Here is a 24,099-nt window from a genome sequence, read left to right as displayed (position 1 = left end):
TCATCGCTGCGTGCTTGGGTTATGGCTGGGCGCACTAGCTTGCAGCGCGCACGCCGCTGAACCCTGCATCGCAGGGTCCGCCGAGTACAAAACCTGCATCGCGAATCTTTATCGCCAGCCCATTGCGCAATGGCCAGCACCTCGCATAGACGCCGACGTGCAATGGCAAGAGATGGCCGCTCTCCCCGCTCATGCCCCAGCGCCCCCCAGCAACCCCTTCAACGAGGACAAGGCCGCCCTGGGTAAAAAACTGTTCAACGACCCCAAGCTGTCGCGCTCAGGGCAGATTGCCTGTGCGTCCTGCCATGAAGCCGACATGGCGTTTGCCGATGGCCGACGCGTATCTTTTGGCCATGACCGCCAAAGCGGCCGCCGCAATGCGCCCAGCCTGGTGATGAGCGGCTACAGCACTGCGCTGTTCTGGGATGGCCGCGGCGGTAATCTTGAACAACAGGCCATGCACCCGATCACTGACCCAGTGGAAATGGCCTTCGACATCCCGCAACTGTTGCAACGACTCAACTCAGACACGTCCTACGTGGCGCAGTTTGCCCGCGTCTTTGGGCCCGGGCCGATTACCCAGGAAAAAACCGCACACGCATTGGCGACCTTTCAACGCACGCTGGTAACGGCTACCCGCACGACCGCCTTTGAACAATTACTGCGCGGGCGCCCGCAGCGCATGAGCGAGGAGCAACTTTACGGCCTGCACCTGTTCCGCACCAAAGCGCGTTGCATGAACTGCCACTTCGGCCCCGCCTTGAGCGACGAACAATTCCATAACGTGGGACTGAGTTATTACGGACGTAAATATGAGGACCTGGGACGTTACGAAGTGACCCACAAGCCCGAAGACGTCGGCGCCTTCCGTACGCCGTCCCTGCGACTAGTCAGCAAAACCGCGCCGTGGATGCATAACGGTCTGTTCGTGAACATGGAAGGCACGCTGGCGTTTTACAACATGGGCATGCCGCGCCCACGGCCCACCGCGCAACAAATCAACGATCCGCTGTTCCCCACCACCAGCGAACGTCTGAAAGCCCTGAACATGGATAAGGAAGAATTACGGGCCTTGCGCAGTTTTCTCGACACGCTATGAGGGCAACGGCATCACAGTTGGTCGCGTTTGCGCAATTGGACGCTGGGTCAAGCGCACATGAGAAACAATATCGTTTATTATTGTTACAAGTTTTGTAGTACCCAAGCGAGGAACCCAGCGAATGATGCTCCGAAATACCCAGCTTGCGACATTCCTACTGCGCGGCCTGTCGATCGCCGCTATCGGTCTCACACTCACCGCACCTACCGCCTACGCCGCCGACAAAGTCTCCCTGACGCTCTACAACGGTCAGCACAAGGAGGTCGGTGATAACCTCGCCGCCGCGTTCGAAGCCAAGACCGGCATTCATGTGAATGTGCGCAAAGGCAGCAGCAACCAGCTGGCCAGCCAAATCATGGAAGAAGGTGATCGCTCGCCCGCCGACGTGTTCTACGCCGAGGAATCCCCGCCACTGAACAACCTGGGCGAACAGGGTTTCCTGGCCAAGGCTGATGACGCCACCCTGCAAGCACTGCCCAAGGAATACGTGGCCGCCAATGGCACGTGGATCGGCGTGACTGCACGTACTCGCGTGGTTGCGTTCAACCCGAAAAAGATTGATGAAAAGGACCTCCCCAAGTCGGTACTGGACTTTGCTGACCCCGAATGGCAAGGCAAGATCGGTTTCGTGCCCACCAGCGGCGCGTTTCAGGAACAAGCCGTGGCCATCATCAAACTGCATGGCCGTGAAGCCGCAGAAGAATGGCTGACTGGCCTGCGTGCCTTCGGCAAGACCTACACCAACAACATGGTGGCGCTCAAAGCTGTCGAGAATGGCGAAGTGGCGGCAGTGTTGGTCAATAACTACTACTGGTTTGCCTTGCAGCGTGAAAAAGGCCAACTGGACTCCAAGCTGCATTACTTCACCGACGGTGATGCGGGCGGCTTGATTACCGTGTCCAGCGCAGGTGTGCTCAAAGCCAGCAAGCATCCGAAAGAAGCCCAGCAATTGCTGGCGTACATGGCCAGCGAAGAAGGCCAGCGCGTGATTACCAACACCACTGCGGAATACCCGATGCGCAAAGGCATGGTCTCGGAGCGCGGGCTCAAGCCGTTCGATGAGTTGCAACCGCCTAAAGTAACCCCGGCCGATCTGGGCAACGCCGAAGAAGCGCTGGACCTCGAACGCGACGTTGGCCTGCTCTAATGCTCGCGGCCACCCAACCTGCCCGCTTCACCCTGAAACGCAAACGGCCTTCGATCTGGTTGCTGTTGCCCGTCCTGTTGCTGGTGGGTCTGAGCCTGTTGCCGCTGCTGTATGTCGGCACCAAAGCCTGGCAAGCCGGATGGGCGCAAGCGGCGCATATGTTGTGGCGGCCTTATGTGTTCGGCCTGATGCGCAACACGTTACTGCTGATGGTAGGCGTAACCGTGACCTGCGCACTGGTCGGTCTGTCACTGGCGTGGTTGCTGGAACGCAGCAACCTGCCGGGACGCCGTTTGTGGGGGGTGATTTTGTGCCTGCCGTTCGCGGTCCCGGCGTTTGTTAGCAGCTTCACTTGGGTGTCGCTCAGCTCCAGTTTTGAAGGGTTGGGCGGCGCCATTCTGGTGATGAGCCTGTCCAAGTACCCGCTGATTTTCCTCCCGGTTGCGGCCACGTTGCGCAACCTCGACCCGGCCCTGGAAGAGTCGGCCCGCACTTTGGGCCAGAACCGCTGGGGCGTGTTTTTCAGGATCACCCTGCCGCTGTTGTGGCCATCGCTACTGGCCGGTTCGCTGCTGATTGCACTGCATATGCTGGTGGAGTTCGGCGCGCTGTCGATCATCGGCCTGCAAACGTTCACCACTGCGATTTATCAGCAGTTCGAACTGGAATTCAGTAATGCCAATGCGGCAATGCTGTCAGCCGTGCTGCTGGTGATGTGCCTGACGTTGTTGTGGCTGGAACTCAAAGTGCGCGGCAAGGGGCGCCATGTGCGCATCGGCCAGGGTGCCGCACGTCATGCCGAACAAGTGCGTCTGGGCACGTTTGCGTTGGCAGGTCAGTTGTATTGCCTGGTACTGGCGATCATTGGCAGCGGGATTCCGTTGGGTATGTTGGTGTACTGGCTGGTCAAAGGCAGCTCGGCCGCCTTCCCGATGGCGGAGATTGGCGAAGCTTTGTTCTCATCGCTGTCCTTGGCATTGGGCGGTGCAGCGCTGTGTCTGGTACTGGCGGTGCCGGTGGGATTGCTGGTGGTGCGTTATAAAGGTCAGTTGGCGATCTGGGCCGAACGTTTACCGTATCTGCTGCACGCCTTGCCGGGCCTGGTGATTGCCTTGGCGCTGGTGTACTTCGCCCTGCATTACGTGCCTGCGCTGTACCAAACCTCGGCCTTGCTGCTGATCGCATACGCGTTGTTGTTTTTACCGCTGGCTCAAGCCCCGATCCGCACGGCGCTGAACAAGGCCGCGCCGCAACTTGAAGAGGCGGCACGCACGCTGGGGGCTTCATCGTTCTCGGCATTTTGCCGCGTGACATTGCCGATTATCTTCCCGGCCTTGGGCGCAGCGTTTGCGCTGGTGTTCCTCGATGCGATGAAAGAACTGACGGCGACATTGCTGCTGAGCCCGACCGGGCTTAATACGCTGGCTACGCAAGTGTGGTCGCACACCTCAAACATCGAATTCGCTGCGGCGGCGCCGTATGCCGCGCTGTTGATTCTGGTGTCAGGGTTGCCGGTGTATTTGCTGACCACACGGATGTATTTAAGCCGGTAAACAGTAGGCCCTCACCCCGCCCCACTCACGCAATGAGAGGCAGGGTGAGGCCTTGGCTTTCAGGCACGAAACTGCCCAAGACTCGCCTTCAACTGCGCTGCCAACCCATCCAGCACCCTTCCACTGGCCGTAGTTTCACTCACAGCCTGCGCCGCCCGCTCGGTCTGCGCATGGATCACTTGCACCCGCGCACGCACCGCATGGGCACCCTGCGCCTGATGAGCTGCGGCTCGGGTGGCGTCGTCAATGGCGGCATGCACCTTCTCCACCGAGGCCTGGACGGTTTTCTGTAATTGCACGCTGCCACGCAGCACCGCCAGCCCCTCATCCGCTTGACGCCCCGCTAGCCCGATAGCAGTGACCGCTTCTTTAGCACCTTGCTGCAAGGCCACGATGTGCGCCTGGATATCGCCCGTCGAGCTTTGCGTTTTGCTCGCCAGTGCCCGCACCTCGTCTGCCACAACCGCAAAGCCCCGACCGGTCTCTCCCGCTCGCGCCGCCTCAATGGCTGCGTTAAGGGCCAGCAAGTTAGTTTGCTCTGCGATACCGTGAATCACAGTCAGGACCACTTCGATCTGCTCGCTTTGCTGTGCCAATCGCTCGATCACTTTGGCCCCGGCACCGACCTGCTCGGCCAGCGCTTCGATCAGACCGCCTACCTGCGCGGAGGTACGGGTGTTTTCATCAGTGGCCTGGCGAATATCCATCACCTGTTGCAGCGCTGCCTGCATCGCCTGGCTTTCCGTTTGCGCGTCATCGGCCATGGTCGACAAGGCGTCCAGACTTTGAGCCACCTCATCACGCTGCAATTGCGCGGCGGCGTCCGCTCCGGCATTGCGCAGGGTCATGGCACCGATTTCGACACCGGTGCGCTGCGCCACGTCCCCTGCTTCACGCACGATGGGCTGTAATTTATCGACAAAGCGGTTGACCGCGCCCGCCATGTCACCGATTTCATCTTTACTGGTAAGCCCTACGCGCTTGGTCAGGTCGCCCTCCCCGGCAGCCAAGTCATCCAGTGCCGCGATCAGCAACAAGAGCTTGTTGACCACGCGCCGCCCCAGCACTACGGCCACCAGCAGCAGGACAGCAAAGCCGACAATCGCCAGCCCCAGCCCGATGCGCCAGCGCAGGGTGTCCGCCGCATCACGCACAGTGCTGGCGGTATTGGCCTGCATCTGGGCGGCTGCGGCTTGGGCCGATTCCAGTCGCGAACGCAATGCGCCCGCACTGTCGGCGGCCGCCCCTTGCAGACTTTCGCTGACCAACTGCTCACTGCTGGCAATCAACCCGTTAAAACGTTTATCGAGCGCCACCACGTCCTGCTCAATCGTCGCGGTGGAAACCCCCATGAGAACTTTGCCAATCTCCACACCATTGGGGCTGATAGGGGCTTCGAGGTAATACACCGCCGGATCATGGCGTGCCGCATCCAGCACTTTATCCAGCGCACGCTCCCCCTGACCCTTTTCCAGCAGCGCTTTGTTGATTGGGTTTTCACGGTTGAGGTAACGCGTGAGGTGCTGGCCGGTGGCGTCGTCGTAGACCACAAACAGCACGTTGGGATTACGCTGAGCACGACGGGCGAATTCAGACAGGGTAGGCACGTCGCTGTCCCACATCGCACGCGGCGCTACGGCGGCAAGGAGTTGCGCCATGTCGTTCGCGGAATCCATCAAGCTTTTTTCAAGGGTCGTACGCACCTGCGCCTGCTCGGCTTTCAAGCGCGGGGATAACCCTGCTGTCAGGCGTTGCCGCGTACTCGCCGACAAGCCTTCCAGACTGCCCTTTACTTCGTTTCCGGCTTGCTCCAGTTCCGCCGAGAGTTTTTGACTGTCGGCCCCCAAACGCGTGTGCAGATCCGACTCCAACGCCGTGACCGTGCTCCGTGTCAGTGCAACCGCGACCAGTACTTGCACCAAAAGGGCGATACCAAGGGTAACGAACACGGGCCGCAACAGTCGGCTTCGTAACAGAGAAAGAATGGCTGACATGACGAACCCCTCTACGACGGTGCCATTACATTGATGGCACCTTTGATGGGTTCTCTACAGCAAGGGTCATGCCGTGAACTGCATTCGCGGCAAAAACAACAAAGGGCCCCGAAGGGCCCTTTGTTTGACAGCGTACGACTTAAGCGAACGGGTGACGCAGAACGATGGTTTCGTTGCGGTCCGGGCCAGTCGAAATGATGTCGATCGGTGCGCCGATCAGTGCTTCTACGCGCTTGATGTAAGCACGTGCGTTAGCTGGCAGCTCTTCCAGGGTTTTGGCGCCCACGGTCGATTCAGTCCAGCCCGGCACTTCTTCGTACACAGGCTGCAGGCCCACGTAGCTGTCAGCGTCGGTCGGTGCGATCTCGTTACCGTCTGCGTCTTTGTAACCTACGCAGATGTTGATGGTTTCCAGACCGTCCAGTACGTCCAGCTTGGTCAGGCAGATGCCCGAGATGCTGTTCACGTCGATAGCGCGACGCAGGATAACGGCGTCGAACCAGCCGCAACGACGGGCACGGCCAGTGGTGGCACCGAACTCGTGACCTTGCTTGGCCAGGTGAGCGCCGACGTCGTCGAACAGCTCAGTCGGGAATGGACCCGAGCCCACACGCGTGGTGTAAGCCTTGGTGATGCCCAAGATGTAATCCAGGAACATCGGGCCTACGCCCGAACCGGTCGCAACGCCACCGGCAGTGGTGTTGGAGCTGGTCACGTACGGGTAGGTGCCGTGGTCGATGTCGAGCAACGAACCTTGCGCGCCTTCGAACATGATGTCTTTGCCAGCGCGACGCAGGTCGTGCAGCTCGGCAGTCACGTCGAGCATCAGCGGCTTGAGCAGCTCGGCGTATTCCTTGCACTCGGCCAGGGTCTTGTCGAAGTCGATGGCTGGCTCTTTGTAGAAACCCACCAGCATGAAGTTGTGGTATTCCACCAATTCACGCAGCTTGGCTTCGAAACGCGGCATGTTCAGCAGGTCACCGACACGCAGGCCACGACGTGCAACCTTGTCTTCGTAAGCCGGGCCGATGCCGCGACCGGTTGTACCGATCTTCAGCTCGCCACGGGCCTTTTCACGGGCCTGGTCCAGCGCCACGTGGAAGGACAGGATCAGCGGGCAGGACGGGCTGATACGCAGGCGCTCACGCACCGGTACGCCTTTCTCTTCCAGCTTGATGATTTCACGCAGCAAGGCATCGGGAGCAACCACGACGCCGTTGCCGATCAGGCATTGCACGCCTTCGCGCAACACGCCCGACGGAATCAGGTGCAATACGGTTTTTTCGCCGTCGATAACCAGCGTGTGGCCAGCGTTGTGGCCACCCTGGTAACGCACTACAGCGGCAGCATGTTCGGTCAGCAGATCAACGATCTTGCCTTTGCCCTCATCACCCCATTGGGTGCCCAGGACTACGACATTCTTACCCATAACACTTGTCCTCATTCGCGCAAACTTGGTGCCGGCAGCCGCCGGCGGGAAAACTCAAGAAGCGAGCGGCATCACTTGCCACACGCCGTTCTGCAGAATCAATTGGCGATCACAATCGGCCTCGCGGGCGGCGGTCAACGCCTGCCCAGGCAATGCCTGGACCACGCGCTGGCCTTGGCTGCGAAGCTGGCAAACGTGCTGCCAGAGTGCCGCATCCGTGCTGTCAGGCATCCAGATACCGCCAGACGGTAGCTCGACTTCAGCACGCCCCAGGGTTACCAGGGTTTTCAAATCGGTCGAGAAGCCGGTTGCCGGACGGGCACGACCGAAGTCGGCGCCGATGTCGTCATACCGCCCCCCCTGAGCAATGGAGTCCCCAACGCCCGGTACAAAAACCGCAAACACCACACCTGTGTGGTAGTGATACCCACGCAACTCACCCAGGTCGAAATACAACGGCAACTGCGGGAAACGCACAGACAACCGCTCGGCAATCGCCAGCAAGTCATCCAGAGCAGCCATGACCTGCGCCGGAGCCCTGGCCAGTCGCTCACGCGCAGCAGCCAGTACCTCACGACCGCCACACAAATCAACCAATGCCCGCAGCATGTCCGCCAGATCGGCAGGCAAGCCTTCGGTCAAGGCCGTTACTTCGTCGATCGCCTTGCGCTGCAGGGCGTCGAACAATTGTTGTTCCACTTCAACCGACAGTCGGGCCGCACGGGCCAAACCACGGTAAATACCGACATGCCCCAGGTCCATGTGGACATCCGGGACGTCAGCCAGTTGCAGCATTGCCAGCATCAGGCTGATGACTTCAACATCGCTGCTCGGGCTCGCATCGCCATACAGCTCGGCACCCAGCTGGATCGGGCTGCGCGAAGATGACAGGGCACGCGGCTGAGCATGCAACACGCTGCCGGCGTAGCACAAACGGCTAGGACCGGCACGGCGCAAGGTATGCGCGTCGATCCGCGCTACTTGCGGCGTGATGTCGGCACGAAAACCCATCTGGCGACCCGTCTGCGGGTCAATAACCTTGAAGGTCCGCAGGTCGAGATCCTGGCCAGCCCCGGTTAGCAGGGACTCCAGGTATTCGATATGCGGGGTGACGACGAACTCATAGCCCCAGCTCTGGAACAGATCCAACACCTGACGGCGCGCCACTTCGATGCGGGCTGCTTCAGGTGGAAGTACTTCTTCGATGCCATCTGGCAAGAGCCAGCGGTCTACCGTTGCCATTACGCCATTCCCCTATGATCCGGGCGGCCAGCCAGCAGGCGAGCCTTGAGTAAAGCAGAACGTGGCTGCGTCTTGAACGCGCACAGCAAAAAAGCCTTAAACGAAAGGCTCACACAGCACATTCCTCGAAAAATCTGCCGACGCTGTACCAGCCGATCGGTCAATCAAACATGCAGACGCAAAAAAGCCGGGAATTTCCCGGCTGCCGCATCATACACACGTTTTCTTAAAGGATCACCCCGCCAGGCCATTTGCCCGCCAGGCGGAGTGAAAGCATGCGCCCGATTGTTACGTCAGAGACCACAATCGGACGGCATGACGCCTTATTGTTGCTGCGGCTTGGACTTTTCCAGGTAACGGAAGAAGTCGCTGCTCGGGTCAAGAACCAGTACGTCGCTCTTGTTCGCAAAGCTTTCGCGGTAAGCGCGCAGGCTGCGATAGAACTTGTAGAACTCTTGATCCTGACCGTAAGCCTTGGAGTAAATCGAAGCAGCCTGGGCATCACCATCACCGCGCAACTCTTCAGACTGACGATATGCCTCAGCCAGCAGAACACGACGTTGACGATCGGCGTCGGCACGAATGCCTTCTGCCAGCTCATTACCCTTGGCCCGGTGCTCGCGCGCTTCGCGCTCACGCTCGGTGCTCATGCGCTCGAACACGCTGCGGTTTACTTCTTTTGGCAGGTCAATGGCCTTGACGCGAACGTCGACCACTTCGATGCCCAGCTCTTTTTCAGCCATTTTGTTCAGCGACGCAGTGATGTCAGCCATCAAAGCATCACGCTCACCCGACACCACTTCGTGCAGGGTGCGCTTACCAAACTGGTCACGCAGGCCGGATTCCAGACGACGCGACAAGCGCTCGTCAGCAATCTGCTTCATGCCGGAGGTGGCGGTGTAGAAGCGCTCGGCATCTTTCACACGCCACTTGGCGAAGGCATCAACCATTACAGCTTTCTTTTCCAGCGTCAGAAAACGCTGGGTCGGCGCATCCAGCGTCATCAGGCGGGCGTCGAACTTGCGCACCTGGTTAACGTAAGGAATCTTCACGTGCAGGCCGGGCTGGACATCTGCCTGAACCACACGGCCGAAGCGCAGCAGAACCGCACGTTCTGTTTGCGAGACGATGTAGAAGCTGTTCCAGGCCACCACTGCCACGACTACGCCGACAATAAGGGCGATCAGCGATTTATTGCTCATCAGCGGCTCTCCCTGGTACGCGGCTGTTGCGGCAGATCGGTGCTGGTATGTGAAGCAGCATCATTATTGGTGCTCGCTGCAGCGCCAGAACCCGTTGCCGGCGTGCTGTTGCCATTACGGCCTTCGATCATTTTGTCCAGCGGCAGGTAAAGCAGGTTGCTCTGGCCGTTTTTATTGCCGGTCACGAGTACCTTGCTGGTATTGCTGAAGACGTCCTGCATGGTGTCCAGGTAGAGACGATCACGCGTGACTTCCGGCGCCTTGCGGTACTCGGCAACCAGTTTGGTAAAGCGGTCAGCCTCACCCTTGGCGCGAGAAACCACTTCGTCGCGGTAGCCGTTGGCATCTTCGATGATGCGCTGAGCCTGACCACGTGCTTCCGGCACCACACCATTGGCATAGCTTTCAGCCTGGTTGCGAGCACGTTGCTCGTCTTCACGGGCACGGATCACGTCATCAAAGGCTTCCTGCACTTCACGCGGTGCTGCGGCGTTCTGCACGTTGACCTGAGTCACAGTGATGCCCGTTTTGTAGGTATCGAGGAAGCGCTGCAAGCGTTCCTTGATTTCTATCGCCATCTGCTCACGGCCTTCGGTCAGAACCTTGTCCATCGAGGTCGAACCCACGACGTGACGCAAGGCACTGTCGGTCGCCTGTTGCAGACTGACTTCCGGTTGATCGACATTCAGCACGAAGTCGCGCAGGTTGCTGATCTTGTACTGCACGGTCAGCGGCACTTCGACGATGTTTTCGTCTTCAGTCAGCATCTGGCCCTGCTTGGTATACGCACGCTCACGCGTCACGTTTTCCATGTACTTTTTATCGAACGGCGGGAAGTAGATATTCAGGCCCGGCCCAACTGTGTCGTAGTACTTGCCCAGGCGCAGCACCACGGCTTGCTCCTGTTCGTCGACCACGTAAACAGCGCTGTACAGCCAGATGGCTGCCATGACGACCAGTACGATGCCCAGCACGCCAAAGCCGGCGCTTTTGCCGCCGTTTGAACCGCCATCGCTACCGCCTGTACGTTTTTTCCCACCACCGAACAACCCATTCAGGCTTTCCTGCAGCTTTCGGAAGGCCTCGTCGAGATCTGGTGGTCCCTTGCGGTCGCCATTTTTAGGGCGTTTGCTACCCCAAGGATCCTGATTGTTCGAGTTGCCACCCGGCTCATTCCAAGCCATAGCGCTCTCCATCTGATAAAGCAAAGACGCGCCCACGGCGCGCCGACCAATGCTACAGAATGCCTATCACAGCGGCACGACCGCTTTGCGAGGCTTTTATTGCAAAGTGTGTTCTTCGATGAACACTGCTGGCTCCATCCCTTCGCGGCTGACCAGGCGGTTAAGCTCGGCTCGCGGCAGGCGTACATCCAGCAGGCACACACCTTCATCGTCGTGTTCTTCTTTTTGCACCGCGCCCAGCTCAAAGAACTGTGCACGCAGTCGAGCAAAACGCTGCGGCAAGCGCAAGGTGCCAACGAACAATTCATTGCCCAACAACTCGGCGATGGCTTGTTGCAGCAGCTCCAACCCCTCACCGTCGCGGGCCGACAACCAGACCCGCTGCGGTTTGCCATCGGCATCACGCTGGATCTGCGGCTCAACCGCTTCGAGCAAATCGATTTTGTTGTAGACCTCAAGGATCGGCAAGTCCTGAGCGCCAATCTCGTTCAGCACCACCATCACCTGCTCGATCTGCGCCATGCGCTCCGGCTCGTGTGCATCAATTACATGCAGCAACAAATCCGAATTGCTCGACTCTTCGAGCGTAGACCGGAAAGCTTCAACTAGCTTGTGCGGAAGATGACGAATGAAGCCCACGGTGTCAGCCAGTACGATGGGGCCAAGGTCGTCGAGATCGAGACGGCGCAAGGTCGGATCGAGTGTGGCGAACAACTGGTCGGCGGCAAACACGTCAGAGCCGGTCACCGCATTAAACAGCGTGGACTTCCCGGCGTTGGTATAGCCCACTAACGAAACCGTAGGAATGTCGGCGCGTTGGCGCCCTCTACGGGACTGCTCGCGTTGACTGCGGACTTTTTTCAGACGGGCCTTGATCTGGCTGATGCGTACACGCAGCAGACGCCGGTCGGTTTCGAGCTGGGTTTCACCCGGCCCGCGCAAACCGATACCGCCACCCTGACGCTCAAGGTGGGTCCAGCCGCGCACAAGACGCGTGCTCATGTGATCAAGCTGTGCAAGTTCGACCTGCAGCTTGCCTTCATGGGTACGGGCGCGTTGAGCGAAGATATCGAGGATCAGCCCGGTACGGTCAAGCACGCGACACTCGAAAACACGTTCGAGGTTTCGCTCCTGACTGGGCGTGAGGACATGATTGAAAATCACAATGTCGACCTTCTCGGCCTTGACCAGGTCGCGCAACTCCTCGACCTTGCCACTGCCAATCAGGTACTTGGCCGATGGCCGATGACGCGGCACGTTAAAAAACGCGACGGTCTCGGCGCCGGCCGACACAGCTAACTCCTGGAACTCCTGCGGATCTTCGCGCGCCTCAGGGTCCTGACCTTCCAAGTGAACGAGGATTGCTCGCTCACCACCACCGTGGCGCTCAAAGAACAAAGCAGACTCCTATCAGGCGTTACCTGGCTCAGCGTCTGCTTGTTCCGATTCTGCTGCGCTTGGCAGACGAATTGGACGCACAGGAACGACTGTCGAGATAGCGTGTTTATAAACCATTTGGCTGACGGTGTTTTTCAACAGAATCACGAACTGGTCGAAAGACTCAATAGTCCCCTGCAGCTTGATCCCGTTGACCAGGTAGATGGAAACGCCAACCTTCTCTTTACGCAAAGTATTCAAGTAAGGGTCTTGTAGCGAATGCCCTTTTGACATATGCCGCACTCCTGTAAGGATAAAAAAAGAAACAAAATTTAGAGGGTCGATGACGCCACACCCATAGGATAGACGGCATTTCCGGAGACTCAGCTCAATATGGAGACCGATCCCAGGTATTTCAAGGCTCGTGGCAGATTGTCGCAGGCCAGGCTGTCAAGCCAATGCAGGTCATCCCAGCTGCGCAACCAGGTGAACTGCCGCTTGGCCAACTGGCGCGTGGCAATGATGCCGCGCTCCTTCATCTCGGCCTGCGACAGCTTGCCGTCGAGGTAGTCCCAGACTTGTCGATAGCCCACTGCACGTATAGACGGCAACCCTGCATGAAGGTCACTTCTATTACGCAGGGCTAGGACCTCATCTATGAACCCCTGTTCCAGCATTTGCCCGAATCTTTGTGCAATTCGTTCATGCAGTACCTGACGTTCCGCCGGAGCGATGGCCAAGTGCGCGACAGTATAGGGCAATTGGCTAGCGCCTGAAGCCGCTGCTTTAGTAGATTGCTCAGATTGTTTCAGACGATGTTCAGTCATGCTCAGACCACTCACCCGATAGACCTCAAGCGCGCGCGTCAAACGCTGAGGATCGTTGGGGTGAATCCGCGCTGCCGACTCCGGATCGATCGCCGCCAACTGATCGTGCAGAGCTTGCCAGCCCAGGCGCTGTGCCTCTTCTTCGAGCTGCGCACGCACCTCGGGATCGGCAGCCGGCATGTCTGCCAGCCCATCAATCAATGCCTTGTAATACAGCATGGTACCGCCCACCAGCAGCGGAATATTGCCGCGAGCAGTGATTTCGGCCATGGCTTTTAGGGCATCGGCACGGAAGTCGGCCGCTGAATAGCTCTGTGCCGGATCGAGAATGTCGATCAATTGGTGCGGATGTTTGGCCAATATGTCGCGGGAGGGTTTGGCAGTGCCAATGTCCATGCCGCGGTACACCAGCGCCGAATCCACACTGATCAACTCGCAGGGCAGAACTTTGCTCAGTTCAATGGCGAGGTCAGTCTTGCCGGCCGCCGTCGGCCCCATCAAAAAAATGGCGGGAGGTAATGCGTTGGAACCTGTCATCAGCGACCGCGCAAAAAGAGTTTGTCCAAATCGTCCAGGCCCATTTGGGTCCAGGTGGGACGACCATGATTGCACTGACCACTGCGCTCGGTGTTTTCCATGTCACGCAACAAGCCGTTCATTTCCGGGATCGCCAAGCGGCGGTTGGCCCGAATCGCACCGTGGCACGCCATGGTGCCGAGCAGTTCGTTGAGGTGCGCCTGAATCCGGTCACTGGTGCCATATTCCATCAAGTCCGCGAGTACGTCATGCACCAGACGCTGGGCCTCTGCTTGCTTGAGCAATGCCGGGATCTGGCGGATGGCCAATGTTTCCGGGCCCAGACGCTGCAGTTCAAAGCCCAGACGCTGGAACCATTCGGCATGCTCTTCAGCACAATCGGCTTCGCGCTGACTGACGGCGATCGATTCGGGCACCAGCAATGGCTGCCCGCTCAAACCCTCGCTGGCCATAGCGATTTTCAACCGCTCGTACATGATCCGCTCATGCGCTGCGTGCATGTCTACCAACACCAACCCCAGAGCATTTTCGGCCAGGATATAAATGCCTTTAAGCTGCGCCAGCGCAAAACCCAGCGGCGGGATATCACCCTGCCCCTCAGGCAGCGGCGATGCATTGGCTTCGGGCAACGGCGCGAAAAATTCGCGGTAGGCATTGCGCGCCTCTTCGGCGGGCACCGAGGGCGTGGAAGGCTGCGGGCGATATTGATACTGATAACCGGCCCCGGCGCCTGATCCGGCAACGTGCGGGGTGGGCGCGGACTGCGGCTGCTCCAGTACGTGGGCGGCCAGGCGCATTTCACCTTGCGGACCAAACTCACCCGCACCCAGACCGGTCGGGCGTTCAGCCCCCGGCACCGGCGCCGGGGCGGCCAATTGGTCTTCGGGGCGTACATCACCCAGCGCGCGGTGCAAGGTGCCGTACAAAAAGTCATGCACCATGCGCCCATCACGGAAACGCACTTCGTGTTTGGTCGGGTGAACGTTAACGTCGACCACCGCAGGGTCGACCTCGAAAAACAGTACAAACGTCGGATGACGGCCGTTAAACAGTACGTCGCGGTACGCCTGACGCACCGCATGCGCAACCAGCTTGTCGCGCACGGCCCGGCCATTCACGTAGAAATATTGCAAGTCGGCCTGGCTACGCGAGAACGTTGGTAAGCCCACCCACCCCCATAAATGCAAGCCGTTGCGCTCGACTTCAATCGGCAACGCCTGCTCCAGGAACGCCGAACCGCAGACTGCGGCCACACGCCGGGCTCGCGCCACATCGTCGCGGGCTTCATGCAGGTTGAGGATCGGCTTGCCGTTGTGACGCAAATTAAATGCCACGTCGAAGCGCGCCAGCGCCAAGCGTTTGATCACTTCTTGCAGGTGATCGAATTCGGTTTTTTCGGTCTTGAGAAACTTGCGCCGCGCAGGCGTATTGAAGAACAGGTCGCGCACTTCAACCGATGTACCCACGGGATGGGCAGCCGGCTGAACCCGGGGCGCCATGTCGCGGCCTTCAGTTTCAACTTGCCACGCCTGGTCGGCGCCACGGGTGCGCGAGGTCAGGGTCAACCGCGCTACGGAACTGATGGACGCGAGCGCCTCCCCGCGAAAACCGAGGCTCATCACCCGCTCAAGGTCTTCAAGGTCACGAATTTTGCTGGTGGCGTGCCGCGCCAGTGCCAGAGGCAAATCGTCGCTTGAGATACCGCTACCATCGTCGCGCACACGCAACAACTTGATACCGGCCTGCTCAACGTCCACATCAATGCGCTTGGCGCCGGAGTCCAGGCTGTTTTCCAGCAGCTCCTTGATCACCGACGCGGGGCGCTCAACCACCTCGCCCGCAGCAATCTGGTTGGCCAGGCGCGGGCTGAGCAGCTCAATCCGCGCACTGCTCGTGAGTTCAATCTCACTCATTGCTTGGACACCAGTTCAGCAGCGGGAATGCTGAGGGTCTGACCCACCTTGAGTTCATCGCTTTTCAGGCTGTTGCTGGAGCGCAGCGTGGCCACGCCGACCTGATAACGCACGGCGATCATGGCCAGGGTTTCGCCCGGCAACACACGGTGCTCGCGGGCGCTTTGGGCAATTTTGCCCGTATCACGCAGCCAGGCAATATAGGTGCCCGGCGGCGGGTTTTGCTGGAAGAACTGACGAACACCGCTGCTGATCGAACGCGCCAGTGCCTGCTGGTGGTTCGCCGACGCCAGCTTCGAGGCTTCGTTGGCATTGGAGATAAAGCCGGTTTCCACGAGGATCGACGGGATGTCCGGCGATTTAAGCACCATAAACCCGGCCTGCTCCACGCGTTGCTTGTGCAACGGGGTTACGCGGCCAATGTTGGTCAGGACTTTCTGGCCCACGTTCAAGCTGGAGGTCAACGACGCCGTCATCGACAGGTCGAGCAGCACACCGGCCAGCATGCGGTCTTTGTCGTCCAGGCTGACGTTACCGGCACCGCCGATCAAGTCAGAACGGTTTTCACTGTCGGCCAGCCAACGCGCCGTTTCAGACGTGGCCCCGCGTTCAGACAATGCAAACACCGAAGCGCCAAACGCGGCCTTGGAAGGCGCGGCGTCAGCGTGGATCGAGACGAACAGATCGGCGCCCTTCTTGCGGGCAATCTCAGTACGGCCACGCAGAGGAATGAAATAGTCGCCCGTCCGGGTCAGCTCGGCGCGGAAGCCTTTCATGCCGTTGACCTGACGCTGCAATTCTTTGGCAATCGCCAAGACCACATCTTTCTCGCGTTGACCGCGGGAACCTGAAGCTCCCGGGTCTTCACCGCCGTGGCCGGCGTCAATCACGACCACAACACTGCGCTTGCCACTCGGAATCGGGGGCAATGCGACATCAGGCTGCGCAGGGGTCACTGGCACCACGGGCACTTTCGCCACGTTGGTGGCAGGCAGGCTTGGCGCCAGATCAACGCCCTGATCATAAAGGTCAACCACAAGACGGTTGCCGTACTGGGCGTTAGGCGCCAGCACGAAACTCTTCGGGGTAACGGACTTTTTCAGGTCGATCACCACGCGCAGGTCGGTAGGTGTTCGTTGCGCCGAGCGCAAGCTGGTAATCGGCGTGTTGGCCGTCGGCACATTCAATGCGCCTGCCAGAGTAGCGCCGTTGATGTCGATCACCAGCCGGTCGGGCGATGTGAGGGTAAACACGCTGTGTTGCACCGGGCCTGTCAGGTCAAACACCAGACGTGTGTTGTCCGGTGCGCGCCACAGTCGCACGCTTTTTACCTGGGTCGCGGCCAAGGCGTTGACGGCCATGACACTGAGCAACACTCCAACGACACTCACTAACGCGCGAAAGCGCATACCAAACCCCATCATTGATTGTTTTCCGGTGCCAAGGCGGCACACCAAGACTCGCCACGCGAACCTTGGGGCGTCAGCGTCAGCAAACGCCCGGTGTTATAAGGGGTAATGGTAATGGTCAGGTCGGGCTTTGGCAAAAAGCCTGCACCCTTTTCGGGCCACTCGATCAAACACAGTGCGTCATCTTCGAAATAGTCGCGAATGCCCAGAAATTCCAGCTCTTCAGGGTCAACCAAGCGATAAAGGTCGAAATGGAAGGCGCGAATGTCGCCAATCTCGTAGGGCTCAACCAACGTAAAGGTCGGACTTTTAACCGCACCCACATGCCCAAGCCCGCGAATCAAGCCGCGTGACAGGGTGGTTTTGCCCATTCCAAGGTTGCCTTCAAGGAAGATCAGACCATGGCCTTCGGTGATACTCGCCAGCTTTGCGCCAAACGCGGTCATGGCCGCTTCATCGTCCAGTTGCAGTTTTAATGTGTGCACGGTGCGTGTTCCTCCAACAACTGACGAATGGCTGGAATCAAATCAGTGGCCGCCAGCCCTCTGCCCAGAATCCCTTGTTGCTCTCCGGCGCGGGCATGCAGCCACACCGCCAGACACGCCGCATCAAACGCTGACATGCCTTGTGCCAGGAATGCGCCAATCACGCCTGCCAACACATCACCCAACCCGGCTGTGGCCATGGCAGGATGCCCGAGATCGCAGAGCGCCAATTGGCCATCCACCCCGGCAATCAAACTGCCTGCGCCTTTAAGCACGCACACAGCTGAGTATTTTTTAACCAGTGCCCGCGCCGCCGCAGGACGATCGGCCTGCACCTGTTCAGCGCTGATGCCCAACAACCGCGCCGCTTCGCCAGGATGCGGCGTCATCACGGAGCCCGGCGCCAATGCAAGGTCAGCGTTGGACAACAGATTCAACGCATCGGCATCCCACACCTGCGGGATTTTTGCCTGCGCCGCTGCAGACAGCAGGCTGCGGCCCCATGCTGCCTGCCCCAAACCGGGGCCAACCACCAACACCGAGGCCTGCACCAAAAGGCTCATCAACTGATTGGCAGACGACACACCTAAGGTCATCACTTCCGGCAGGCGGGTCAACGCCGCGGGCACATGCTCCGGGCGCGTGGCCAGTGACACCAGCCCGGCGCCGCTGCGTAAGGCTGCCTGGGCACTCAAGGTGATGGAACCGCCGAAACCTCGATCTCCACCTATGAGCAGCACGTGCCCGAACTGGCCTTTATGCGCATCAGGCGCGCGTGCAGGCAGGCGCGGCAAGGTGGCTACGTGCAGGAGGTCGGGTTCAGATAACAGGTGTTTGGTCTGCGGCATACGTGTCGGGCTCCGATGTCTGGCAGAATTATACGCATCTCAGCCCCGGTTTCTCTTGCCTCATGCCTGCTATTACTGTCGACCTACCCGCTCTCGCTCAATCCATCAAGGAATGGGGCCGCGAGCTGGGCTTTCAACATGTCGCCATTGCCGGCCTCGATCTGGGAGAGCACGAGCAACACCTCGAACGCTGGCTCGCAGCGGGTTATCACGGCGAGATGGACTACATGGGTGCTCACGGCAGCAAACGCTCGCACCCTGAAGAGCTGGTGCCCGGTACCTTGCGCGTGGTGTCGCTGCGCATGGACTACCTGCCCGGCGACACGCACATGGCGCAATTACTGGCCCAGCCAGAAAAAGCCTACGTGTCGCGTTACGCCTTGGGGCGCGACTACCACAAACTGATCCGCAAGCGCGTGCAACAACTGGCGGACCGTATTCAAGCCCAGATCGGCCCGTTCGGCTTTCGTGCCTTCGTCGACAGCGCACCGGTGCTGGAAAAAGCCATCGCTCAAAAAGCCGGTTTGGGCTGGATCGGCAAGAACACCTTGATCCTCAATCGCAAGGCGGGCAGTTACTTCTTTTTGAGCGAGCTGTTTGTCGACCTGCCGTTGCCCGAAGATGCACCGCACGAAACCGAACACTGCGGGCGTTGCACGGCCTGCCTGGATATTTGCCCGACCAATGCGTTTGTCGGGCCGTATGTGCTGGATGCACGGCGGTGTATTTCGTACCTCACTATTGAGCTAAAAAGCGCCATACCGGTAGAACTGCGCGCCATGATCGGCAATCGGGTGTTTGGTTGCGATGACTGCCAGATCGTATGCCCCTGGAACCGCTTCGCCCGCACCACGGCTGAAGGTGACTTCAAGCCGCGGCACAACCTGGACAACGCTGAGCTGGCCGAATTGTTCATGTGGGATGAGGACACATTCCTGCGCAGCACAGAAGGCTCGCCACTGCGACGGGCTGGTTATGAGCGCTGGCTGCGCAATCTGGCCGTGGGGCTGGGCAATGCGCCGTCGACCATTCCTGTGCTGGAAGCATTGAAGGCACGCCGCGATTACCCGTCAGCACTGGTGCAGGAGCATGTGCAGTGGGCGCTTGATCAGCACGCGGCGCGCTAGAGGCTTTGGCTTACTTCTTCATCAGTGCGTGCCCGCCAACCTGGAGTATTTCTACTGAATCCTTGTGTAATAAAAACGTGACGCGGTCCTTTCCACCTATACGAATCTCATATTGATGTATGTTTTTAGCCGTGCCACTCATTCTGGTGTACTTGGCGTCACCGAGTTTTTGCGCGGCTATACCCGGGTGCAAATTCTGCTCTTCGATGCTTTTAACAAACCGGTGATAGTCATTCAGCGCACTCTCACTCAAATCTGAACGTATATTTTTCGGCTTGGGCGCAATAACTTTCCATTTGACAGCGGGTGCCGTCGTTTTCCCCTTGGCACCGCTTGCCATTGCCTTGCCCCCCTTTAGCGCCCCTTTTCCATCGAGCCCACTCTTAAAGGCGTCGTGCAAACGATTACCAAAATGGCTGAAAACTTTACCCGAGGCTGCAAGGCCTACACCCACTGATAGAAGCCCAAGCCCCAGGCTTACATAACCCAATATTTCGCCTGCACCTGACTCCGGGCAAGCCCCTTGAAACACAGCACTGGCAATCCCCGCAATGCCACTGGTCACGCCCGCCACGAGTCCCGCGATTGCCAGCGGGGTAGCCACACCAAACGTTGCAATGCTTGCCAGGATACCCAGCGCAGCTATACCGGCGCCTACGATAGCTTCCCAAACGGAATGCCCTGTAGGATCGCTTCGATTGATCGGATCACCCAAACAATAGGCATAGGGATTCAACCCTCCGGCGCCAAACGGACTCTGGTTGTCCGGGCTCTGAAAACGCATCAGTAAAGGATCGTATGCCCGATAGCCATTCCCCAGCAGGTAACACTCAGTCACGGAGTCAAAACGCTCGCCATTGAAACCGAGCCCGGTCAGCACCTCACCTTGCATCGACCGGTTGCCATAAGGGTCATATGCAACCGAGGAAACATGATCATTCACAGAGGCACCCAGCACGGTCTTCTGTGAGTCACCCGCCAGTAAGACTGTACGTGTCGCGCCCCCTTGCTCCTCCTGCCCCAGCAGCGTATTCCCCATGCGCAGAAACGTCGTGGTATCCGAGCCCTGAACTTCATTGACCAAACAGTCATCGCGATAAAAAAAATGCCGGGGGGCCGTGTCGCTATCGATCATCTCGACCAAACGGTCCCCCGCGTCGTAGCCGTACTTGCGAACGGCAGCATTCACGGCCAGCGACACCTGTGTGAGACGACCCAAGCCGTCATAACTCAACGTCCGTCCGGCAGCATCCAGAATCAAATGCCCATTGGCCTCGTAGCGCAACGTAACCGGCGCCGGATAGTCCGCATGAGAGTGCTCAACCTTGATCAACTGCGTCGGGTCACTCTCGCTCATGGTGTAGGTCGTGGTGTTTTGGCCGCCCTCGAAGGTTGTCTGCAGCGACACAATGTTGTCCCAAGCATCAAATTCGAAGCGCTGGGCCACAATCTCTTTACCCAACGGGTTACAGGGGCGCTGGGTGCCATTACACCGGTAATGGACAAGTCGCCCCCGACGGTCATAGTCGAAATACTCATCGCGCAGGACGACCCCGTTATTCAACAGGCTGCGCTGAGCAACTTTACTGGCGCGGGTGTAACGGGTTTTCAAGGTGAATTTTTCGACACCATTGGCGTGCACCATGCGCTGCACTTCCCGCCCCACCTCGTCATAGCTCATGGTCGTTGTAAGCTGTTGTTGCGCGGCATCACTGGCCTTGATGATGTGCATCTGACCCAGGGCGTTGTACTCGCACTCGGCCTTTAAAGCGTCGCAACTCATGGTTTTCAGCCGGCCGTATGCGTCATAACCGTGCTCACTGCGCGAACCGTCTACACCCACATGGCTCAGCACGCGCCCCCCCAGGGAGTAGGTGTAAAAAGCTTCGTACAACTTCCCCGCCAGGGCCCATTGCTCCCGCTTCAGCCTTCCCGCCCGTGAGTATTCATAGGTGCTGGTACGTCCCAGTTCGCTGGCGCGAGTGAGCAAGCCGGAACGGGGGTCATAACCATAAACAGAAGTTTGATTCGCACTCGTACGCCCGACCACTGCCCCATCAAGCATCGCTTCATAGTCGCGGGTGCTACGCTGACCGTCGGGTCGACTGACCGCACGTGGAAGTGAGCTACCCGGTGCATATTCATAAGTCGTTTTCCGCCCCCCGGTGTTGCTTGCGACCAAACGCCCCAAGCCATCGAACGTCTGGGTGCCGATCACTTTGTCAGCCGCTTGAATTTGCACCGGCAGTTCTTCGCTGCTGAACAACGCATACCGGGTCTCTACAACCGTCGCGTCGGGCAAAGTGCTTCGACAGAGGCGCCCAAAGGCGTCGTACTCAAATGCCGTCTCATTGCCTGCGGGATCCGTCTGCCGAATGCATCGACCAAACCCATCATAGGCATGGGTCGTTTTGGACTGGCTAACGCCCTGCAAATCGAAGGTCTCAACACTTAGAGGTTTGCCTTGAGTATTAAAAAACGTGACCGTTTTACCCTGCCCCTGTTTCCAGCAGGTCTGCGATAAATGCTCAGGGGATCGCTCGACATGCGCCTGCACACCTTCAGGATGAAGCGTTGTTTTGACCTGTCCCCAATCGTCATAGGCATAGCGTGTCTGAAGCACCAACGGCCTGACACCCAGCCAGTCTGTAACGGTTTCGCTATGAAGCTGACCCAGGCTGTTGTACTGGTTGCGCTTGATGAGCCGCAATGGCTGTTCGTTCGAAGTGCTTTCTACGTCTTGCTCCTCAATCGTGCAGACACGCCCAATACCGTCGTATGTCACTCGCTGCTGCATGCCATTGACATCAGTAATGAGGAGCGTGGGGTACTGCGTCTCGGATTGAGGGAGCTGGTAAGCCCTGGTTTTTGAGGCTTGGTACGACGAAGCCTTCGACACCGTTTCGCGTGTCACCCGCCCCAATGCGTCATATTCATACTCGACTGGTGCCTTGTCTTCTTCGCTAAGCGATAAACAGCCCCCCGTAAATGCGCAGTAAACAACCCGGTCCGTTGCGCGGCTTTCGTCATGGCCTGTCAGTACAGTTTCTACCGTCACTGCATGATGGCTGATGGCATAGCTTCGGGTTTCTTTGGTAGCCAAGCCGTTGAGGGTCGAAGTTTTGGCTACCGGGCGTCCATGGAGAGTGGGGTCCTGAGGTGTTGCAGCGTATTCATAATCGGTTTGCTCATGCAAAACCTCGGTTTCACCAACACGCACATAGAACTGCTCGCGCTCGGGAATAATCGAAGCAACTGTCGCGCCCTCAAGCAGCGCCAATGCGGTATACCGAAATCGTGTGATGTGATGAGGTTCTTGCGGGTGAGTGCCAGAGAAGACCGTTTTTTGACGTGGAAACCGGACAAACATCAAGGGATCCGCCGGGCAACCGTCAGCACCTTCACTCGGGAAGTAGTCAGTCAGCGTGGTAAGGCCATCAGGTGTGACACGTTTGACTTCATTGCCATACGTGTCGAACTCAAACTGCGTAACCTCCTCACGGAAAATGCCTGTTTTGACATCCTCGTAGCGCTTCAGCGAGCGCTTTGGCAGTCGGCATTGCGCAGGCTGGTCCCTGAAGCACTTGCCTGCCTCGGTGTGATAATCCACCCGCTCGGATATTTTTTTTGCACCGCACCGAGTCACTTCAGCGTCCAGCAAATGAAATTTGTTAAAGGTGCGCACTGTTTCACTGTGCACCTCCCCCCCTGACATCAGGGTTTCGGTCGATGCATAGCTGTAATCTCCAACGACTTTGTAAAGCCTGTCGCCAGACGTTTCTGATGAGAAACCGGCCGCGCCAAAGCCCAGGAAGTTGGTATCTGAAAAGTTGAAGTGTTTATGAATAGAGGGCTGCCCATTACCCGGGAATACCGAGTGTGTCGCCACTGAAGCCATTGCAGGCATGCTGCTTCCTTCAGGAAAGCGCAGCCCCATTGTTTTGTAACTTATATGTTCAATCGCTCCCAGGGGCGAGTACAAACGCGACAGATAGGCCAGCCCGTTGAGCACCAGATAACGTATTTCCCATCGCCCACCACCGGGCAACGTAATACTGGAGAGGCGGCCATTGACTAAATGAATAACGAAAGTGGCCTCCTTATCGGAACCGGGAAAGCGCTTGAGCTCTAATCCTGCGCCCGTACGCGTGATCGACAACAGCGTTCGACGGCTATCGCGCACCTCGCTCAACATCGGATGACCGTTATAAAGCGTGTAAGCCAGTTCAATACTTGCCCCGTTGGCACTCCATATTCGTTGCGTCATCGCCACGTTGCTGAGCCCCATCATGGCCAGTTCTTCACATTGACCATTTTGGGTAGACAAGAGAAAGCGTTTTTCCCCTGTGACATGCAACTTGTGGTGCTCAAGCTTCTGATCCGTCAGCAAAACCCTGGACGGTAACTCCTGCGTTTTATAGGTTTCTCCGCTTGCCAGCGATAGCGTTTTAGCTGTCCGGTCATAACGCGTACCCGTCAGCATCCAGCCGATACCAAAACCGCGATCAAAGGAATTAAGCGGATTAAAGTGAAGACTCAGTGGTAGGGCTGGACCATTGAGCGCTTGAGACTGGATGTTGCCCAACGACAACCTGCAACTGTAAATACCTGTGCGAGGATCCACCCCTCCCGACAGGAAACTGTCGAAGTTAAAAGCATTTGAATAAATATCGTTATTTCCCGCAACTGGCATTACGCACCCCTTTCATATTTTATTTATCACGCA

16 protein-coding genes and 2 pseudogenes are annotated in these 24,099 nt (G+C 58.3%); 4 read left to right on the top strand and 14 right to left on the bottom strand.

The window, feature by feature from the left end; translation table 11 throughout:
- The first annotated feature begins 172 nt into the window (after positions 1-172).
- The 3 genes from HBN61_RS00375 to HBN61_RS00365 all read left to right on the top strand — a co-directional run bounded on the left by HBN61_RS00375 (position 173) and on the right by HBN61_RS00365 (position 3,799).
- Complete coding sequence (locus tag HBN61_RS00375) at positions 173-1,099, top strand: cytochrome-c peroxidase (RefSeq protein ID WP_249275310.1); 927 nt, start codon at positions 173-175, stop codon at positions 1,097-1,099.
- 121 nt (positions 1,100-1,220) lie between these two features.
- A complete protein-coding gene (locus HBN61_RS00370; RefSeq protein WP_094991963.1) occupies positions 1,221-2,246 on the top strand; it encodes an iron ABC transporter substrate-binding protein in 1,026 nt (341 codons plus the stop codon).
- Positions 2,246-3,799, top strand: coding sequence for an ABC transporter permease (locus HBN61_RS00365; protein ID WP_094991962.1), 1,554 nt, complete (start codon positions 2,246-2,248; stop codon positions 3,797-3,799). The genes HBN61_RS00370 and HBN61_RS00365 overlap by 1 nt, the downstream gene beginning before the upstream one ends.
- 59 nt (positions 3,800-3,858) lie before the next feature.
- On the opposite strand, the pseudogene HBN61_RS22865 reads toward HBN61_RS00365, so the two are convergent.
- The 13 genes and pseudogenes from HBN61_RS22865 to HBN61_RS00305 form a co-directional block, all read right to left on the bottom strand.
- Positions 3,859-4,353, bottom strand: a pseudogene (locus tag HBN61_RS22865) (methyl-accepting chemotaxis protein); the annotation flags it as partial.
- Between the two features lie 411 nt (positions 4,354-4,764).
- A pseudogene (locus HBN61_RS22860) lies at positions 4,765-4,977 on the bottom strand (methyl-accepting chemotaxis protein); the annotation flags it as partial.
- Positions 4,978-5,932: 955 nt separating this feature from the next.
- Entirely contained in the window at positions 5,933-7,222 is a 1,290-nt protein-coding gene (locus HBN61_RS00355) for an adenylosuccinate synthase (RefSeq protein ID WP_047273128.1), read from the bottom strand.
- A gap of 54 nt (positions 7,223-7,276) precedes the next feature.
- Positions 7,277-8,464, bottom strand: a complete 1,188-nt coding sequence (locus HBN61_RS00350; RefSeq protein WP_094991960.1) for an ATP phosphoribosyltransferase regulatory subunit — start codon at positions 8,462-8,464, stop codon at positions 7,277-7,279.
- A gap of 323 nt (positions 8,465-8,787) precedes the next feature.
- On the bottom strand, positions 8,788-9,666 hold the full coding sequence (gene hflC, locus HBN61_RS00345; RefSeq protein ID WP_094991959.1) for a protease modulator HflC: 879 nt from the start codon (positions 9,664-9,666) through the stop codon (positions 8,788-8,790).
- On the bottom strand, positions 9,666-10,850 hold the full coding sequence (gene hflK, locus HBN61_RS00340; protein ID WP_094991958.1) for an FtsH protease activity modulator HflK: 1,185 nt from the start codon (positions 10,848-10,850) through the stop codon (positions 9,666-9,668). Before hflK ends, hflC begins: the two co-directional genes overlap by 1 nt.
- A gap of 96 nt (positions 10,851-10,946) precedes the next feature.
- A complete protein-coding gene (gene hflX, locus HBN61_RS00335; protein ID WP_047273124.1) occupies positions 10,947-12,248 on the bottom strand; it encodes a ribosome rescue GTPase HflX in 1,302 nt (433 codons plus the stop codon).
- 12 nt (positions 12,249-12,260) lie between these two features.
- A complete protein-coding gene (hfq, locus tag HBN61_RS00330; RefSeq protein ID WP_047273123.1) occupies positions 12,261-12,521 on the bottom strand; it encodes an RNA chaperone Hfq in 261 nt (86 codons plus the stop codon).
- Positions 12,522-12,610: 89 nt separating this feature from the next.
- A complete protein-coding gene (gene miaA, locus HBN61_RS00325; RefSeq protein ID WP_094991957.1) occupies positions 12,611-13,591 on the bottom strand; it encodes a tRNA (adenosine(37)-N6)-dimethylallyltransferase MiaA in 981 nt (326 codons plus the stop codon).
- Positions 13,591-15,504, bottom strand: coding sequence for a DNA mismatch repair endonuclease MutL (gene mutL, locus HBN61_RS00320; protein WP_170045949.1), 1,914 nt, complete (start codon positions 15,502-15,504; stop codon positions 13,591-13,593). Before mutL ends, miaA begins: the two co-directional genes overlap by 1 nt.
- A complete protein-coding gene (locus HBN61_RS00315) occupies positions 15,501-16,925 on the bottom strand; it encodes an N-acetylmuramoyl-L-alanine amidase (RefSeq protein ID WP_222931620.1) in 1,425 nt (474 codons plus the stop codon). The genes mutL and HBN61_RS00315 overlap by 4 nt, the downstream gene beginning before the upstream one ends.
- Entirely contained in the window at positions 16,925-17,398 is a 474-nt protein-coding gene (gene tsaE, locus HBN61_RS00310; RefSeq protein WP_094991955.1) for a tRNA (adenosine(37)-N6)-threonylcarbamoyltransferase complex ATPase subunit type 1 TsaE, read from the bottom strand. The genes HBN61_RS00315 and tsaE overlap by 1 nt, the downstream gene beginning before the upstream one ends.
- On the bottom strand, positions 17,386-18,246 hold the full coding sequence (locus HBN61_RS00305; RefSeq protein WP_170045948.1) for an NAD(P)H-hydrate dehydratase: 861 nt from the start codon (positions 18,244-18,246) through the stop codon (positions 17,386-17,388). Before HBN61_RS00305 ends, tsaE begins: the two co-directional genes overlap by 13 nt.
- 62 nt (positions 18,247-18,308) lie before the next feature.
- Here HBN61_RS00305 and queG point away from each other — a divergent pair, with 62 nt between their 5' ends.
- Positions 18,309-19,373, top strand: a complete 1,065-nt coding sequence (queG, locus tag HBN61_RS00300) for a tRNA epoxyqueuosine(34) reductase QueG (RefSeq protein WP_170045947.1) — start codon at positions 18,309-18,311, stop codon at positions 19,371-19,373.
- Positions 19,374-19,383: 10 nt separating this feature from the next.
- Here the strand turns inward: queG and HBN61_RS00295 are convergent, their stop codons facing one another.
- A complete protein-coding gene (locus HBN61_RS00295; RefSeq protein ID WP_170045946.1) occupies positions 19,384-24,066 on the bottom strand; it encodes an RHS repeat domain-containing protein in 4,683 nt (1,560 codons plus the stop codon).
- Positions 24,067-24,099: the final 33 nt, after the last annotated feature.

Origin of the sequence: Pseudomonas sp. WS 5071 (assembly GCF_012985765.1) — a bacterium.
Lineage (GTDB): Bacteria > Pseudomonadota > Gammaproteobacteria > Pseudomonadales > Pseudomonadaceae > Aquipseudomonas > Aquipseudomonas lundensis_A.
The sequence above is the reverse complement of the archived record's forward strand: the minus strand, read 5'-3'. Positions and strand labels throughout refer to the sequence as shown.